The following is an 18,779-nucleotide window of genomic DNA, read 5'->3' on the forward strand; positions in this document are numbered from 1 at the left end:
TCATTAATAAAAATCTAATTGACATATTGCCAACATAAGCATACAGTATGTATTATTTCATACACATCAGTTTGAGGAAGTGCTCATATGCGGAAACGTAAAATTAAAAAACATCCCTTTTCTGCCCCACTAATAATTGCTGGTAGTTTTTTTAGTTTAATAGTATTGGGTACCATTTTGTTGAAGCTTCCCTTTGCTACAACAACACCTATTTCATGGGTAGACTCGCTCTTTGTTGCTACATCAGCAACGACAGTTACCGGGTTAAGTGTATTTGATCCTGGTACGACATTAACTTTGTTTGGTGAACTAGTATTACTCGTCCTCATTCAATGTGGGGGAATTGGTTTAATGACCTTTGCTGTTGCTATACTCATATTATTAGGGAAAAAAATTGGTTTACAAAATCGGATTTATTTGCAAGAGTCATTTAGCCAAGGATCTATTGGTGGTGTCGTTAAGCTTACGAAGCTTATTTTAATTTTTGTTTTAACTGTTGAAAGTATAGCAACTATATTGTTAACCTTACACTGGTTACCAACCTATGAGTTAGCTGATGCCTTTTACTATAGTTTATTTCACGTGGTTTCTGCTTTTAATAACGCTGGATTTTCTTTATTTCCAGATAATTTAATGAGCTTCACGTATGATCCAATCGTTAATTTCACCTTATCTAGCTTATTTATTATTGGAGGGATTGGATTTGTAGTAATCGTCGACATATATCAAAAAAAATCCTTTCGAACTTGGCAACTTCATACGAAAATGATGGTAGTTGGGACAATTTTTTTGAATATCTTTGCAACGATTATTCTGTTCATTTTAGAATTCTATAATAATAGTACTATTGGAAAAATGAATCTTGCTGAAAAAATCTTAACTTCTTATTTTAATGCAGTTACACCACGTACCGCAGGGTTTAATATGATTGACTATGGGCAAATGGAGGATTCCTCCGTATTATTCACGATGCTATTAATGTTTATCGGGGGAGGAAGTGCTTCCACCGCTTCAGGGATTAAGCTAACAACTTTTATAGTGAATATCTTTGCAACTATTGCCTATTTCCGTTCAATTGAAGAACCTTATTTATTTGGACGGACTATCCGAAAAGAAGTAATTAGCCGTTCCTTAGCTATTTCAACGGTCAGCTTATCAATTATATTTGTGTTTGCTTTTGCTTTAACAATTACTGAAAATATTCCCTTTTTACCACTTATTTTTGAAGTGTTCTCTGCATTTGGGACAGTTGGTTTAACTATGGGTATTACAAATCAGTTAAGTGATATAGGTGAAATCTTAATCAGCATCATTATGTTCCTTGGCCGTATTGGTCCACTTACATTATTTTTCATCTTAACTAGACCGAAGAAAGTAAATTACCGTTACCCTTATGATCAAGTATTTACAGGTTAATTAAAAAGCTGACTCCACGTTTATAAACGTAGAGTCAGCTTTTTATATTTTAGCGTTTTACAATTTCTTCTTGTAGGATTTTGTTTACAAGAGGTGGATTCGCTTGTCCTTTTGTTGCTTTCATAATTTGACCAACTAGGAATCCGATTGCGCGGTCTTTCCCGTTTTTAAAGTCTTCAATCGATTGTGGATTCGCATCCAAAGTCGTAGCAACGATTTCACGAAGTGCACCTTCGTCCGAAATTTGTACTAAGCCCTTAGCTTTTACAATCTCTTCTGCAGTACCACCATTTTCGATTAACTCTTTAAATACTTTTTTAGCTATTTTAGAAGAAATAGTTCCATCTTCAATTAGTTTAATCATTCCCGCAAGTCCGACTGGAGTTAGAGGAGTTGCTGATAACTCTTTTTGCTCAGCATTTAGATAAGCAGAAACTTCACCCATTAACCAGTTAGCAGAAAGTTTTGCATCTGCTCCGTCCGTAGTTGTTGCTTCAAAGAAATCAGCCATTTCTTTTGATAAAGTTAATACATGTGCATCATATGAAGATAAACCAAGCTCTTCAACATAACGTTGTTTACGAGCATCTGGAAGCTCAGGAATTTCAGCACGTACGCGCTCTAACCAAGCATCATCAATAACAATATCTACTAAATCCGGTTCCGGGAAGTAACGATAATCATCCGTACCCTCTTTAATACGCATAAGAAGTGTTTTACCTGTTTTCTCATCGTACCGACGAGTTTCTTGCTCAATTATTCCACCAGAAGAAAGTACATCGGCTTGACGAATTTCTTCATACTCAAGTCCTCTACGTACAAAGTTAAACGAGTTTAAGTTTTTCAACTCCGTTTTTGTACCAAATTCTTCTTGGCCATATGGACGAATCGAAATGTTAGCATCACAACGCAGTGATCCTTCTTCCATTTTACAGTCTGAAACATCTGTATATTGGATAATAGCTTTTACTTTTTCAAGGTAAGCATAAGCTTCTTCAGGAGTACGAATATCCGGTTCTGAAACGATCTCCACTAATGGAGTACCTTGACGGTTAAAGTCTACTAAAGAGTAGCCATCCGCATGCGATAATTTACCTGCATCTTCTTCCATATGAAGACGAGTAATACCGATACGTTTTGTCTCTCCGTTCACTTCAATATCAACCCAACCATTTTTACCAATTGGCTTATCGAATTGTGAAATTTGATATGCTTTTGGATTGTCAGGATAGAAATAGTTTTTACGGTCAAATTTTGTGTGTTGTTCAATTTCCATATTTAATGCAAGAGCTGCACGCATAGCAAAATCTACTACATTTTTGTTTAATACAGGTAGTACACCTGGATATCCAAGATCTACTACTGTTGTATTCGTATTTGGTTCTGCACCAAAGTGGTTAGGCGCTGCTGAGAAGATTTTAGAGTTTGTTTTTAACTCAACGTGTACTTCTAATCCAATAACTGTTTCAAAGTTCATGTTATTTTCCCTCCCAAATTTGAGGAGTTTCTTTATGGAAATCTGTCGCTTGTTCATAAGCATGAGCTACGCGATAAATTGTCGACTCGTCAAAGTAATTTCCGATAATTTGTAAGCCTAGTGGCAAGCCATTTTCAAATCCACATGGAATCGAAATTGCTGGTACCCCTGCTAGGTTAATCGGAATTGTTAAAATATCATTTGCATACATCGTCAATGGATCTTCTACGTTTTCACCAATTTTAAATGCTGGTGTTGGTGCAGTAGGTCCTACAATAACATCATAGTCTGCTAACACTTTATCGTAGTCTTCTTTAATCAATGTACGAACTTGTTGTGCTTTTTTATAGTAAGCATCATATGTACCTGCGCTTAAAGAATAAGTTCCAAGCATGATACGACGTTTTACTTCATCCCCAAATCCTTGAGAACGCGTTTCTTTGTATAATTCCATTAAGTTTTGTACATTTTCTGCACGGAAACCATAACGAATACCATCGAAACGAGAAAGGTTTGATGAAGCTTCTGATGAAGAAAGAATATAGTATGTTGCTAAAGCATATTTAGAATGTGGTAGTGAAACCTCTTCCCAAGTTGCCCCTAGATTTTCTAATACTTTCAATGCATCTAGTACCGATTGGCGAACTGCTTCACTAACCCCTTCCCCTAAATACTCTTTAGGCACAGCGATTCGAAGACCTTTTACATCACCAGTTAAAGCTGCTGCAAAGTTTGGTACTTCTACGTCTGCTGAAGTAGAGTCATGCGGATCAAGACCAGAAATTGCTTCTAGTAATAATGCATTATCTGTTACATTGCGCGTAATTGGTCCGATTTGGTCAAGAGAAGATGCGAATGCAACTAAACCAAAGCGAGATACACGACCATAGGTAGGTTTCATCCCTACTACACCACAATATGATGCTGGTTGACGGATTGAACCACCCGTATCAGAACCTAATGAAAACGGAACTTCTCCTGCCGCAACTGCTGCTGCAGATGCACCTGAAGAACCACCTGGTACTCGGTCTAATGCCCACGGATTCTTTGTTGTTTTGTATGCTGAGTTTTCATTTGAAGAACCCATTGCAAATTCATCCATGTTCAATTTACCAATAGTGACCATACCTGCTTCGCGTAATTTGTTTACTACTGTTGCATCATAAATTGGATTAAATCCTTGTAAGATTTTACTAGCACAAGTAGTTTCTAAACCTTCAGTTACGATATTGTCTTTTACTCCGATTGGTAAACCAAATAATGGTCCACGCTCTTCAAAAGGGACTTTATCTAATTCTGCCGCTGTTGCAGTTGCTTTTTCTTTATTTAAAGCTAAGAAAGCTTGTACATCATCATCTAACTTGTCTACTCGGTCATATGCCTCTTTCGTTAAATCAGCAATTGTAATTTCTTTGCTATGTAAAAGAGCTTGTAATTCTTTCGCTGAACGTTCAAATAACGTCATTATTTTCCCTCCTCACAATTATTCCATAATAGATGGTACTTTTACTTGTCCTGCTTCTTGTTCTTTAACGTTTAGCATCATTACTTCACGGTCTAAACCTTTGATCGCTTCATCTTTACGCAAAACGTTTACTAAAGGTAAAACATGTGTTGTTGGTACTACATTAGTAGTGTCTAACTCTTTTAGTTGCTCTGCAAAATCAGTAATTGCTGCAAGTTGAAGAGCAAATTTTTCTGCTTCTTCTTCCGTTATTGCAAGACGAGCTAAATGCGCTACATGTTTCACTTCTTCTTTTGTTAATTCCGCCATTATTTACACCTCCGAATTAGATAACCATAGGAAATATCATATCATTTTTCACTCTACTTGAATAGAGTATCAGTTTTTTTAGTTACTGTCCGTAAATATGTACAAACGGTTCCTTGTCTCCTGGTTTTTTTATCAATAATGCTTCTGCTCCATTTAACGAAGTTACGTTAACTTCAACATCTACATCCTCACTAAAGTGATCCATTAATAACCCAGCCAGATGCTGTGTAAACCCAATAATCTCTGTAGTTCCATAAAACTGGATAGGGATTGAAATATTCAGTTTTTGAAGTTGCTGATCTTTATAATATCCTGTTCCAATAACACCTGTGTAATTGGAGAAATAAGTTTCTATATCTTGCTTGAAATTACGGAAATTCGTATCTATCTCTCGATGTTTCTCTTTTGATTCTGTTGTTGGAAATAACATGAATTCTTCATCAATCGAGTTCCATTTCCCCAAATCCCCACCATCTACAGCGACAGTAGATGTAAAGTATGTGCCAGGTACGACTGCATTTCTACTATTTTGTTTGAATAAACCTACAGCAATTGGGACATTTTCAAGCCCTTCAATTAGGCGCATTCTTGTCACAACTTCTTGAGCAATACGCTTACCGTTTTCCTCAATTTGTTTTTGTGTAAGTACTTGTTCAAATGTTTCACCATATGCTTCTTTTTGATAAAAATAAACCGAGTTTAAAGCAATCCCCACAGAAACACCTGCAAGACTAACTTTTTCCCCTTCTTTTATCAAATAGTTTTGCTCTACAATATGTGTAATATATACAGGTGCATTTTTTGCTTTTTCCTCGCCAGTTAACCCTTCATCACTAGGATTTAATCCATCTTTTGTTTGGTTACTTCTAGCCAACCAAGAACTGATCGTATCTTTTTCTAAGTATTGCCCTTCTTGAAATAAATACGTATCTGTAGGAAATTCTTTTTGGGAAATACGTAAAAGACCGGTTTCAACTTCCTTCATATCATATTTCGTTGCTAAGTTAGATACAACTAGCCCTCTACTACTGCTTTCTGCGTATGGCAATAATGTTTGATAGTATGTTTCATCCAACTGTAAACTGGGAATCACTACTGTTTTCTTTGCTTCTTGCTCTGTATCTTGTATGACCTCTGTTTCTTTTTCAAAAGCAGGAGCGCACCCAGAAACAATTAGCAATAACATTAGCGTAGACATACCTATTACTTTTTTTGCCATGTTCTTTACTCCTTTACTCCGTTAATTGGTCTAATAGCTTTTGTTCATTCCAGATCTCAATTCCAAGGCTTGTTGCTTTTTCAAGCTTAGACCCGGCTTCTTCTCCAGCGATGACTAAATCGGTTTTTTTACTCACACTTCCAGCTATTTTCCCACCAAGTGCTTCAATTTTCTCTTTTGCTTCATTTCGTGTTAATTGTGTTAACTTCCCTGTTAAAACAACCGTTTTCCCTGCAAAGAAACTATTTTCTAATGTAGAAAAATCTATTATTTTCCCAGTATATCGAAGTGTTAGCCCAGCTTCTTTTAATCGATCTACTAATCGCTGCACTTCTTCTTGTTCAAAATAAGTCACAAGAGAGTCTGCCATTTTGTCTCCGATTTCAAAAACTGCTATTAACTCTTCTCTAGTCGCTAACATAAGTGTATCAAAACTATGGAACGTTTCTGACAAAACTTTAGCAGCTTTTTCTCCAATATGTCGAATTCCTAGTCCAAATAATACACGTTCCATTGAATTTTCTTTAGAAGCTTCAATAGCTGCTACTAAGTTTGTTGCAGATTTTAATCCCATCCGTTCTAAATTGATAAGATCATCTACTGTTAACTTGTACAAATCTGAAACATCTGTAATAAGCTGCTCTCTAAATAACTGCTCTACTACTTTTTCGCCTAGTCCTTCTATGTTCATCGCATTACGAGAAGCAAAATGGAAAATACCTTCTGTGATTTGAGCTGGACAAGCAGGATTTACACATCGAAGCGCTACTTCTTCTTCAATTCTAACTAAATCACTATCACAAACTGGACAATTCGTTGGCATTTCATAAGGGACTTCATCCCCTTTTCTTTCTGCTAAAATTACCGCTACTACTTCTGGAATAATATCTCCGGCTTTACGAATAATTACCTTGTCTCCAATGCGTATATCCTTTTCCCTTATTAAGTCTTCGTTATGCAAAGAAGCACGTTGAACGGTAGACCCTGCTACTTGTGCTGGCTCTAAAATAGCAGTCGGTGTTACAACCCCCGTACGTCCAATCGTTAAATCAATACCGATAATAGTCGTAACTACTTCTTCTGCCGGAAATTTATACGCAATTGCAAAACGTGGGCTTTTTGCTGTAAACCCTAGTTCCTCTTGTTGTGCATAGTCATCCACTTTAATAACAATACCATCTATTTCATAAGGCAATTCATTTCGGTTTGTGGTCCATTCCTCAATAAACGTAAGAACTTCTTCGATAGAAGCACATTTTCTCGTTTCTTTATTGGTCGGTAATCCTTGTACTTTGAAATACTGCAAAGCTTCTGAATGTCTATCTATATTCACATCCTCTGTCTCACCCATCCCGTAAACGAACATAGAAAGGTTTCGACTCGCCGCCATTTTTGGATCTAGTTGGCGAAGACCTCCGGCAGCTGCATTTCGTGGATTGGCAAACAGTTCTTCTCCACGTTCTGCTCGTTCCTCATTTAACTTTTGGAAGGAAGCTTTCGGCATATATGCTTCTCCTCTAGCTTCGATAGTTACAGGATCTTTTAGTCGAAGCGGAATGGCACGAATTGTTTTGATATTGGTTGTAATATCTTCTCCAGTTGTTCCATCTCCACGAGTAGCACCACGAACAAGAATACCATCCACATATAAAAGTGATATTGCTAATCCATCAATTTTCAATTCACACACATACGCCGGAGTTTCATCTATTAGTCCAACAATACGGCGATCAAAATCGCGTAAGTCCTCTTCGTTAAAAGCATTTGATAGACTTAACATTGGTGTTGTATGGGTTACTTTTTTAAATCCTTCACTAACGACTGCCCCAACTCGTTGCGTTGGTGAATCAGGAAATATTAAATTTGGATTCTGTTCTTCTAGTGCAATCAATTCATGCAAATATTGGTCATACACAGCGTCTGGAACGATCGGGTCATCTAACACATAGTAAGCATAACCATAGTCATATAAAAGCTTGTGTAGCTCTTTTACGCGTTGCTCTATATTGTCCATGAGGTTTTCCTCCACAAAATGAATTATCCTTTTTCAATTGGTGCAAATTTAGCAAGTAATCGTTTAACACCTGTTGGGCTTGGAAATGCAATGTCAAGCTCGGTATTTTCCCCTTGACCTCGGACACTAACAACCATTCCTTCTCCCCATTTTTTGTGAATAGCCTTGCTTCCTACTTGCCATTCCATTTTCTCGCCACCAGATTCTTTATACGCTGGCTGCGTTACAATAGTTTTTGGTGCTTGTGGAATAGATTTCCTAGAAGTACGATTTTGCTGACGACCTTTGTCTTCACTGAGAACTTCAATAATGTCATCTGAAATTTCTTTGATAAAACGTGAAGGACTATTAAAACTGCTACGACCATATAAAGTACGTGACTGTGCACATGTGATGAATAGTCTTTCTTCTGCACGTGTTATCCCAACATAGGCAAGTCTTCGTTCTTCTTCCATCTCATCGTCGTCCCCAATGGAACGTGAATGAGGGAAAATATTTTCTTCCACACCAATGATGAAAACAACTGGAAACTCTAGTCCTTTTGCAGCGTGCATTGTCATTAATATAATATTCCCTTGAGAAGTATCTTCGTCTTTGTCTAATTTATCGATATCTGAAACAAGTGCTAAATCTGTTAAAAAGGATACAAGTGTTTTATCATCACTTTGCTCTTCAAATGCTTTTGTAACCGATAAAAATTCTTCAATATTTTCTAATCGGCTCTCGGCTTCAATCGTTTTTTCATTTTTTAACATTGAACGGTAGCCTGTTTTTTCAAGTATTTGTTCCACAAGTTCTGTTACAGATACATATTCTTGCATTTGAGTAAAGTTTTGAATAAGCCCGCTGAATTCAACGACTGAATTTACTGCTCGTGCAGGTATACCCATAAAGTCAACTTCATTCAAAGAGTCTAAAATGGAACGATCTTGATCAATTGCGTATCTAGCCATACGTTCAAAAGAAGTAGCTCCGATATTACGTTTTGGCTCATTAATAATACGTGCTAATGACAAATCATCATTATTATTGGCGATTAAGCGGAGGTAAGCTAGTAAATCTTTAATCTCTTTACGGTCATAGAACTTTGTCCCACCAACAATTGTGTAAGACATATTCGATTTTATAAGTACTTCCTCCATTACACGTGATTGAGCATTCGTGCGATAGAGAACTGCAAAGTCATCGAGTGTCCGATTCTCTTTTTGTATTAACTCTTGTATAACATGCACAACAAATTGAGATTCCTGTTGCTCATTTAATGCTCTGAAAAAATGAATTTTTTCTCCTTCGTGATTATCTGTACGAAGTACTTTTGGATATCTACTCGTATTGTTTCCAATGACGTCGTTTGCGGCTTGAAGGATGCGCTCAGTTGAACGATAATTTTGTTCTAGCATAATTACGGTTGCATTCGGATAGTCCTTTTCAAACGATAAAATATTTTGAATATCTGCTCCACGCCAGCGATAAATCGACTGATCAGAGTCACCAACAACACAAATATTTTTAAATTTAACTGCTAACATTTGAACTAGCTCGTATTGCGCTTTGTTTGTATCTTGGTATTCATCTACATGAATATATTGGAACTTATTTTGATAGAACTCTAGCACTTCAGGAACTCGTTTAAATAATATTAGCGTTGTCATAATTAAATCATCAAAGTCTAGAGATTGATTTTGTCTAAGCCGTTTTTCGTATGCTGTATATACTTCTGAAACAGTCTTTTCAAATGGATTTTGTTCATTCATCTGAGCTCTATACATATCAGCATCATTGCAGATATTTTTTGCACTACTAATAGCATTTAACATAGACCTTGGATCATATTTTTTCGGGTCTATATTTTGATCTTTTAGAATCTTTTTAATAACTGTTAACTGATCTGATGTATCGAGGATCGAGAAGTTTTTTGAAAAACCAATTCGATCAATATCTCTTCTTAAGATTCGTACACACATAGAGTGAAATGTAGATACCCACATGCTCTCTCCAGTACCCTCTCCAAGTATGCTATTAATTCGATTTCGCATTTCTCTCGCTGCCTTATTTGTAAAAGTAATCGCCAATATTTTTGATGGATACACTTCTTTTTCCACTATTAAATACGCAATACGATGAGTTAATACACGAGTTTTACCAGACCCTGCACCTGCCATGATGAGCAGAGGGCCTTCTGTTTTTTTGACTGCTTTTTCTTGCTCTGGATTCATTCCGTTCAATAAGTTCTTTGATATTAGTTCCATATTCCACTTCCTTTTCGAGAACGTTTGTTCTCTATATTATACCTGTAATTCTGACTATACTCAAATGTTACCTTATAGCATGCACTGTTTTTATTGCTTCTTCTAGGTTTTCATAAACTTGATTTCCAACAATAATCGCATCTGCATACGTCGCCATTTCACTTGCCTGCTCTGCCGTTTGTATGCCGCCACCATAGAAAAGCTTTGTTCTTTTTAGTCCGGCTCTTACTTTTTTGACTATTTCTACATCTCCGTACATCCCGCTATATTCCATATAAAAAATGGGGAACTTAAAAAGATGTTCCACCATTTGTGCGTACGCAATAATATCTTCTATCGATTCTGGTTGTTTTGCACTCGTTAACTTAGCTGCTTTGCAATCTGGATTTAATATACAATAGCCTTCTGGAATCATTTCATCCCAATTAATCACTTCACCAAATTCCTTCGTGGCCAAATGATGCAAATCCTTCACCCATTTTGTTTCTGTGCTATTTAAAACACTTGGGATAAAATAGTAATCAAAGCCAGGTGTAATTGACTCAATCGTCGACACTTCAAGCGCAACAGGAACCGCGTATCTTCTAATGCGTATTAACAAATCGATGACATTATCAGATGTGACACCATCTGAACCACCAATGATGATAGCATCTGTTCCTGATTCACAAACCTTTTCCAATGATTCTGCATCTATCTCTTTTTCAGGATCTAACTTAAATATATGTCGCCATTCTGTATAATCCATTTCGCCACCTACTAATACATACTTATCATTCTCCATTATAGCAAAAAAACTGAACAGAGGCTTCTGTTCAGCTAAGGTAAACTATTTAATATTTACTTGCGTGAATCTTGAAAAGGTAACTCCTCCGGATATAAGCGGCCAAGCATCTCATCATAACCATCATTTCCGTAATCAAAGCAGCGTCTGACACGCGAAATAGTTGCTGTGCTTGCACCTGTTTCTTTCTTAATCGTTTCATATGTTTTTTTCAATCTTAATAAATGCGCTACTTCTAATCGTTGAGAAAGTGATTGGATTTCACTCATTGTGCATAGGTCATCAAAAAATCGATAGCATTCATCCATGTTTTTTAATTCTAAAACAGCTTTGAATAATTGCTCAGTTTGATGACCTTTAATTTTTTCAATTTGCATCTGCATGAATCCCCCTTTATGGCTTTCTAAAATTATTCACATTACGGTAAAGTATTCACCATGTTCTCAAGTCCTATATTTGTTGGTACAAAACTGATCCATGTTTTCCCTTTGACAAGTTTTGCAGGAACACCATTTTCCATCGGGACGAGAACACCGTCAACATTTGCCCATTCTATTTCTTTCATCACTCCAGCTTGAAAAAGATAAGCATTTCCTCCGTCAGTTAGAGTCAACTCTTTTCTTCCCTTATTATCAATTGTTTTATGTGGAATTTCCATGAAAATTAAATTGGATAGCAGAACAGGCTCTTGTGTTTCTTCGTCTATCGTTACAATTCCTGCTGATTTACGTTCATACATTCCTTCTTCTGAAATATATGAATAGAAGTTTTCAAAGCTTGAGTCGGTTCCATATTGAATACTTATACCTGAAACCGTACTCCCTATTTTCGCGCCATCAATTGAATCATAAAAAGAGAATTTCGGTGTTTTCTCTATTTCCATCGAAGCTCCTACTTTTTCAGCCCCAGCTATCAAACTTTCTTTCGTAATATACGAGTTGTGCGGTGCTTTTCGATTCGGTGATCGATCAAATAATACTCCATCATATTGCATTCCATTTATATGATCAACTACCCCTGCATTCAACAGGCTTTGTGCATCTGGACTATACCCATGCGCAATGTAAAATGCATCTAAACCATCTGCTATATCGATAAAATAATCACGTGCACTTCGTATAGGACCTATTTTATCTGGGATTTCACTTTGGAAAAGTGCTAGAAATCTTGTTATATTCCCTTCAGCAACCATCTCAAATACAACATCTGCTTGTGCAATCCCTGATTGGGGTCTTGCCTGTGGATGATTATTGATTGTCACTAGAATCGGTCTTTGCGTTACTTCTTCTTCATACTCGACTCCAGTAAAAGGTGCAGTATACAATACTTCTTGCCGTTCTTCGGATTCTTCCCCCGTTTCATTCTTTGAACAAGCAGATAAAACGAACATAACTACAGCAAAGATTATTCCCCATTTTTTAAACACAAACATCCCCCTATCTCATTACAGATGGAAATAGCACTTGTTTCTTCAGAACGTCGAAAATTCCTCTTTGCGTAATACGAACATATGGTAAATGCGTGGATTGTAGAAACAGCAATGTGTAAATTGCATCTCCATGCTTAAAACCTCTCGCAGCTAATTCTTTTTTTAATAGTAACTCTTCTTCTATCAATTCTTCCATAGGTTTGTTTGACAGACTTCCGCCAATCGCTAGTTCAATCGAACAAACGACTTCATCATTTTCAACAAGTACAATTCCACCATTTATTTTCTTCAGCTCATGAAAGGCTTGTAACATGCTCTTTTTATTCTTTCCAATCAATAAAATATCTCCTGTATTTGAATAAGAAGACGCAAATCCTTTTACTGAAGTTGCAAAGCCTTTAAGCATCGTATTTACTTTCCATTTACCATTTCGGTCTATAAGCATTAAAAAGCTTTCTTCATGGTCCGACGACAATTCATTATCTGTAGTGTCGACCGTTACTGAGTAAGGCTTAGTTATTACATCATTAACCATATCTATTCCAAAAGGCATAGAGAACTGAAAATCATCCTCTGTCAAATCAAAATCTAGCTTGAAATCTGGCATATGAGACCAGTCAACTGGTTCAAGACCTTGCACTTTTTGTCCATCACGTTTCAACCATACTCCCTTTGATAAAACACCGATCGGAACAGGGTTTTGTTCATCTTCTAAAAAGTTTAAATTCGCCATTCGTCCTGTTGCGATGACTCCATGAAGGTTGGAGAGATTGTAATACTTCGCAACATTAAATGACGCCATTAAATAAGCATCGATTGGGTCTACACCTTCATCTAGTGCTACTTGAATACATTTATCCATGACGCCATCTACATGGAATGACGGAGTCGCACCATCTGTTGTCATCATTAAATGATCAAAAATGTGTAGATCCTTTTCTAAAATACCTTTAAGTAAAATAGGTAAATCAGGTCGAATAGAAGAATGGCGTAATGTTACGGCATAGCCATGAAGAATTCGTCTTTCCACTTCTTCAATTGTCATCGATTCATGATCACCATCTGCTCCTAATAAACGCATACGTGCAAGCGTTCGATCCGATGCTCCAGGAAAATGACCTTCAATTTTCATGCCATGAGACTTAGCTTGCTGCATCCAGTAAAGCATTTGGTCATCCCCAGATAATAGTCGTGGCCATCCGGTTAGTTCACCACCCATAATAACATCCGAGCGCTCAATCCACTCTCCAATTTTTTTGGAAGTAAATAATTCTTCTTCATATTCTAGCTCCGTTTGCGAATCAAAACGAGCCCACCAATAAAATGAAAAAGGTAATTTTTTTAATTCATCCAATATTGAAAACGCTTTCTTATTTTCAAGTTTCAAAAAAAAGATTAAATTGTCCGCAATGAATGTAGTCGTTCCAAGCTGAGCAGCATAATCTGCAAATGTTTGTGGATTATAAAGTTGGAATGGATGTACATGGGGTTCTATATAGCCTGGTACAATTTTTTGACCTTCCGCATCATACACTTCCGTTTTTTCAGATACCAAAGGCATTTCTGAGCCTGTATAAACAATTCGATCTTTCACAATCCAAATGTTACCTGTGATCCATTTCTTTAAATGACTATGAAGAAAGGTTGCATTCGTAATGAGAATATCAGGAGCTTGTGTTCCATTGACAACTTCAATTTGTTGTCTAATCTCTTCTATCTTCCAAATTGGATATTGCATATCATCCACTCTCCTAACTCTAAGGTTATTCATAGAAACAATAGTAGCATATCACTTTAGTAAAGCAAAGTGTTCTCAATTATCTTTACAAACATTTTATATGAATTTCTGTTAAAATCACTAAAAAATCCATTTATCCCAAGTGACTTGAGATAAATGGATTTTTTTCTAGGCTCTAACACTTTTCGCTTTTGTGATTATTTAAAAGTACGCCATCCAATGTCTTTTCGGTAGAATAGTCCATCCCAACCTAACTTGGATAAGCCCTCGTATACTTTTTGTTGTGCTTCTTTTAGTGTTGCTTCTTTCGCACCTACCAAAATTACACGCCCACCATTTGCAACAAATTCTTGATTCTCCACTTTTGTACCTGCATGGAAAACATCAAGACCCAATTCTGTTAATACAGACAAATCCGGAAGTTTAGCACCTTTTTGAACATCACCAGGGTAACCTGCAGATGCAATTACAACACCTAACATTTCATCTTCGGACCATGTAAGTTCAAATGGTTTTTCTTCCATTAATGCTGTCATGAATAACCCAAAATCAGAAGTCATACGTGGTAAAACAACTTGTGTTTCAGGATCCCCAAAACGAGCATTAAACTCAATTACTTTTGGGCCTTCATTTGTCAGGATTAATCCTGCGTAAAGAATACCAGTAAATGAAATTCCTTCTTCTGTCATAGCTTTCACAGTAGGTACAACAACTGTTTCATACGCGATATCTATGACTTCTGAAGAAATTTGTGGAACTGGTGAGTAAGCGCCCATTCCACCAGTATTCGGTCCTTTATCCCCGTCATATGCACGTTTATGGTCTTGTGCGATAACCATTGGATAAATTTGACCATTATGCACGAATGACATGAATGAAAACTCTTCACCATCTAAAAACTCTTCGATTACTACGCGAGAGGAAGATTCACCAAATAATTGTTTTCCGATCATATCTTCCACTGCCGTATTTGCTTCTTCCACAGTCATGGCAACTACAACACCCTTACCTGCAGCAAGCCCGTCTGCTTTCACAACAATAGGAGCACCGAGTTTTTCAATATAAGCTTTCGCCTTATCTACTTCTGTAAAGGTTTCGTAAGCAGCAGTAGGTATATCGTATTTTTGCATAATTTCTTTTGCAAATGCTTTGCTGCCCTCAATTTTTGCGGCTGCTTTTGTTGGGCCAAAAACACGTAACCCTGCTGCTTCAAAGTAATCCACAATTCCACCTGCTAGCGGTTGTTCTGGACCAACAAATGTTAGATCAATCTTGTTTTCTTTTGCAAAGACTACTAACTCTTCAAAAGCCATGACATCAATAGGGATGATTTGTGCATCATCTGACATACCTGCGTTACCAGGTGTAACAAATACTTTATCAACTGAAAGAGAATGATTGAATTGCTTTGCGATCGCATGCTCACGACCGCCACTACCAATTACAAGAATATTCATATGAGATGCCCCTCTCTTAGTGTTTAAAATGACGAACGCCAGTGAATACCATTGCAATACCATACTCATTTGCTTTATCGATTGAATCTTGGTCTTTTACAGATCCACCAGTTTGAATGATTGCTGTAATCCCAGCTTTTGCAGCTACTTCTACTGTATCGTTCATTGGGAAAAATGCATCAGATGCAAGGCCTGCTCCTTTTGCAAGATCTCCAGCTTGTTCAAGTGCGATTTTAGCTGATCCTACACGGTTCATCTGTCCAGCACCAACACCAACTGTCATGTCTTCAGTAGCGACAACAATTGCGTTAGATTTCACGTGTTTAACTACGCTCCATCCAAGTTCTAATGCTTTCCATTCTTCCGCTGTTGGTTCACGATCTGTTACTACTTTCACATCTGCATCCGTTAATCCAAATGCATCAGGAGACTGAACTAATAACCCACCTTCAACAGATACTGTATTCCAAGCATCTTTTTTAGTTTGCTCATAAGAAATTGTCAACAAGCGAATATTTTTCTTCGCAGTTAACAAAGTAATAGCTTCTTCTGAGAATGATGGAGCAATAATGATTTCTAAGAAAATACCAGCAAGAACTTTCGCAGTTGCTGCATCTACTTCACGATTTAATGCAACGATTCCACCAAAAATAGATGTTGAATCTGCTTCGAATGCTTTGTTAAAAGCAGCTGAAATCGTTTCACCAGTTCCAACTCCACATGGATTCATATGCTTTACTGCTACTGCAGCAGGAATTTTGAATTCTTTTATGATTTGAATTGCGGCATTTGCATCTTGAATATTGTTATAAGAAAGCTCTTTACCATGCAATTGAGTTGCAGAAGCAATCGAGAAATCAGATCCAAGTGGACGTTTATAGAATGCTGCTTTTTGATGTGGATTTTCACCATAACGTAAAGACTGTTTACGTTCATATGTAAGTGTCAATGATTCAGGGAATTCTTCACCAGTTAAATCAGTCATATAGCTAGCGATTAATGCATCATAAGCTGCTGTTTGACGGAATACTTTTGCTGCAAGTTTACGGCGAGTTTCTAAAGTAGTTTCACCAGTTTCTTTTAACTGCTCCAATACTTCCGCATAATCAGAAGCATCTGTTATTACTGTCACATATTGATGATTTTTAGCTGCAGAACGTAACATAGACGGTCCACCAATATCGATATTTTCGATAGCATCTTCAAAAGCAACATCTGGTTTTGAAATTGTTTCACGGAAAGGATATAGGTTGACACATACTACTTGAATCGGAGTAATTTTATGTTCTTCTAACTGCGCTTGGTGAGAAGGATCATCGTGTTTTGCTAGCAATCCACCATGAATCATCGGGTTTAACGTTTTTACTCGACCATCTAAAATTTCAGGGAAGTTAGTTACTGAGTCTACTGAAGTAATTGCAACACCATTTTGTTCTAAAAATGCTTTTGTTCCACCAGTTGATAAAATTTCATACCCTAGTTCTACTAACTCTTTTGCAAATTCAAGAATTCCTGATTTATCGGAAAGACTAATTAACGCGCGTTTTGACACACTATTTCCTCCTCTTTGAAAAGCCGGTAAAATTACCGGCTCCATAATTGTTGTAAAGTCTTCGTATACAGTTCATGTTCTACTGCGTGAATACGTTCTTCTGTTTTTTCTCTATTTCCACTCACTACTTCAACAGCTGCTTGAGCTAATATTGGCCCAGTGTCCATACCAGCGTCTACATAATGAACCGTGACACCAGTTACTTTCACTCCATGTTCCATTGCTTGACCAATTGCATCTTTTCCTGGAAACGAAGGAAGTAACGATGGGTGAATATTAATAATTCGGTTTGGATATGCACCTAGAAGGACATCTCCGATTAAACGCATATATCCAGCCAGAATAATCCATTCCACTTTTAGCTCTGAAAGTTTGTCTAATACAGCTTGTTCATATGCTTGTTTAGAAGAAAAACTTGAAGGCTTTATCGCGAGTGTTTTAATTCCTACCTTTTTTGCGCGTTCTACTACAAAGGCATCTGGTTTATCTGTCACTACTAAAACAGCCTGTCCAGGTACTTTTCCAGCTTTTACAGCATCATGAATAGCTTGAAAATTACTACCACTACCCGATGCAAATACTGCAAATTTTGGTGTTCCAGTCATTACACTAAACTCCCGTCATGTGTTCCGTTGAATATAACACCTTCACCTTTCACAACACGACCAATTGTGTATGCTTTTTCACCATGAGATTTAGCAATTGCAATTGCTTTTTCCGCTTCTTCTGCAGATAAAGCCAGAACAAATCCTACGCCCATATTAAATACATTGTATAAATCACGATCCGTTAACTCGCCTTTTTCTTTCAATAGATTGAAAACAGGCAGTACTTCCCATGAACCTAAATCGATTTCAACTGCTAATCCTTCAGGCATCATACGCGGTAAGTTTTCATAGAATCCTCCACCAGTTACATGAGCCATACCGTGAATAGCTAATTCATTATGCATTTCCATTACAGGTTTTGCATAGATTTTAGTTGGTGTTAAAAGAGCCTTACCAATTTCTCCAAGACCTTCATAGCCGTCTACTATTGTTTCCGGAGTATAACCTTGTTCTTCAAATACAATTTTACGAACAAGTGAATAACCATTCGAGTGAACGCCGCTAGATGCAATCCCAACTAACACGTCCCCTTCTGCAATGTTTTCACCTGTAACGATTTTAGATTTTTCACAAGCACCAACAGCAAAACCAGCCAAATCATACTCGTCTTCCTCATAAAGACCTGGCATTTCTGCTGTTTCCCCACCGATTAATGCTGCTCCTGATTGCACACAACCATCTGCAACACCTTTTACAATTTGTTCTATACGAGCTGGAACTGCTTTACCTACTGCAACGTAATCAAGGAAAAATAATGGCTCTGCACCTTGTGCAACGATGTCATTTACACACATTGCCACACAGTCGACTCCGATTGTATCATGGGAATCCATCATAAATGCAAGCTTCAGTTTCGTTCCTACACCATCAGTTCCTGAAATTAGAACTGGCTCTTTATAATTTAAAGAAGATAAATCGAACATACCACCGAAACCACCAAATGTACCCATGATTCCTTTTCTTGACGTACGTTCAACATGTGATTTCATTCGTTGTACTGCTTCATAACCAGCCTCAATATTTACGCCCGCTTTTTCATATGCTTTTGACATGTAGAATCCT

General features: G+C 37.2%; 15 protein-coding genes. 1 reads left to right on the forward strand and 14 read right to left on the reverse strand.

Annotation, left to right across the window (positions count from 1 at the left end; translation table 11 throughout):
* Nucleotides 1-87: 87 nt before the first annotated feature.
* Complete coding sequence (locus C7437_RS13800) at nucleotides 88-1,416, forward strand: TrkH family potassium uptake protein (RefSeq protein ID WP_111440348.1); 1,329 nt, start codon at nucleotides 88-90, stop codon at nucleotides 1,414-1,416.
* 49 nt (nucleotides 1,417-1,465) lie between these two features.
* Here C7437_RS13800 and gatB read toward each other — a convergent pair whose 3' ends face one another.
* From gatB to purM, 14 genes are all read right to left on the reverse strand, one after another.
* On the reverse strand, nucleotides 1,466-2,893 hold the full coding sequence (gene gatB, locus C7437_RS13805; protein WP_111440349.1) for an Asp-tRNA(Asn)/Glu-tRNA(Gln) amidotransferase subunit GatB: 1,428 nt from the start codon (nucleotides 2,891-2,893) through the stop codon (nucleotides 1,466-1,468).
* A gap of 1 nt (nucleotide 2,894) precedes the next feature.
* Nucleotides 2,895-4,358, reverse strand: a complete 1,464-nt coding sequence (gatA, locus tag C7437_RS13810; protein WP_111440351.1) for an Asp-tRNA(Asn)/Glu-tRNA(Gln) amidotransferase subunit GatA — start codon at nucleotides 4,356-4,358, stop codon at nucleotides 2,895-2,897.
* Between the two features lie 18 nt (nucleotides 4,359-4,376).
* Nucleotides 4,377-4,667, reverse strand: coding sequence for an Asp-tRNA(Asn)/Glu-tRNA(Gln) amidotransferase subunit GatC (gatC, locus tag C7437_RS13815; protein ID WP_111440353.1), 291 nt, complete (start codon nucleotides 4,665-4,667; stop codon nucleotides 4,377-4,379).
* Between the two features lie 82 nt (nucleotides 4,668-4,749).
* Nucleotides 4,750-5,886, reverse strand: a complete 1,137-nt coding sequence (locus C7437_RS13820; protein WP_111440355.1) for a CamS family sex pheromone protein — start codon at nucleotides 5,884-5,886, stop codon at nucleotides 4,750-4,752.
* A gap of 13 nt (nucleotides 5,887-5,899) precedes the next feature.
* On the reverse strand, nucleotides 5,900-7,900 hold the full coding sequence (gene ligA / locus C7437_RS13825; RefSeq protein WP_111440357.1) for an NAD-dependent DNA ligase LigA: 2,001 nt from the start codon (nucleotides 7,898-7,900) through the stop codon (nucleotides 5,900-5,902).
* Nucleotides 7,901-7,923: 23 nt separating this feature from the next.
* Entirely contained in the window at nucleotides 7,924-10,149 is a 2,226-nt protein-coding gene (gene pcrA / locus C7437_RS13830) for a DNA helicase PcrA (RefSeq protein ID WP_111440359.1), read from the reverse strand.
* Between the two features lie 67 nt (nucleotides 10,150-10,216).
* Entirely contained in the window at nucleotides 10,217-10,897 is a 681-nt protein-coding gene (gene pcrB, locus C7437_RS13835; protein ID WP_111440361.1) for a heptaprenylglyceryl phosphate synthase, read from the reverse strand.
* A 92-nt stretch (nucleotides 10,898-10,989) separates the two neighbouring features.
* On the reverse strand, nucleotides 10,990-11,310 hold the full coding sequence (locus C7437_RS13840) for a YerC/YecD family TrpR-related protein (RefSeq protein ID WP_111440363.1): 321 nt from the start codon (nucleotides 11,308-11,310) through the stop codon (nucleotides 10,990-10,992).
* Nucleotides 11,311-11,351: 41 nt separating this feature from the next.
* Entirely contained in the window at nucleotides 11,352-12,365 is a 1,014-nt protein-coding gene (locus C7437_RS13845; protein ID WP_111440365.1) for a DUF3048 domain-containing protein, read from the reverse strand.
* Nucleotides 12,366-12,369: 4 nt separating this feature from the next.
* On the reverse strand, nucleotides 12,370-14,100 hold the full coding sequence (locus tag C7437_RS13850; RefSeq protein WP_111440367.1) for an adenine deaminase C-terminal domain-containing protein: 1,731 nt from the start codon (nucleotides 14,098-14,100) through the stop codon (nucleotides 12,370-12,372).
* Nucleotides 14,101-14,297: 197 nt separating this feature from the next.
* On the reverse strand, nucleotides 14,298-15,557 hold the full coding sequence (purD, locus tag C7437_RS13855) for a phosphoribosylamine--glycine ligase (RefSeq protein WP_111440369.1): 1,260 nt from the start codon (nucleotides 15,555-15,557) through the stop codon (nucleotides 14,298-14,300).
* Between the two features lie 16 nt (nucleotides 15,558-15,573).
* A complete protein-coding gene (gene purH / locus C7437_RS13860) occupies nucleotides 15,574-17,109 on the reverse strand; it encodes a bifunctional phosphoribosylaminoimidazolecarboxamide formyltransferase/IMP cyclohydrolase (RefSeq protein WP_111440371.1) in 1,536 nt (511 codons plus the stop codon).
* A 32-nt stretch (nucleotides 17,110-17,141) separates the two neighbouring features.
* The gene (gene purN, locus C7437_RS13865; protein ID WP_111440373.1) at nucleotides 17,142-17,714 is read right to left on the reverse strand and encodes a phosphoribosylglycinamide formyltransferase; all 573 of its coding nucleotides are present in this window, start codon (nucleotides 17,712-17,714) and stop codon (nucleotides 17,142-17,144) included.
* The gene (gene purM / locus C7437_RS13870) at nucleotides 17,714-18,769 is read right to left on the reverse strand and encodes a phosphoribosylformylglycinamidine cyclo-ligase (RefSeq protein ID WP_111440375.1); all 1,056 of its coding nucleotides are present in this window, start codon (nucleotides 18,767-18,769) and stop codon (nucleotides 17,714-17,716) included. The genes purN and purM overlap by 1 nt, the downstream gene beginning before the upstream one ends.
* Between the last annotated feature and the right edge of the window lie 10 nt (nucleotides 18,770-18,779).

Source organism: Psychrobacillus insolitus (assembly GCF_003254155.1).
Taxonomy (GTDB): domain Bacteria; phylum Bacillota; class Bacilli; order Bacillales_A; family Planococcaceae; genus Psychrobacillus; species Psychrobacillus insolitus.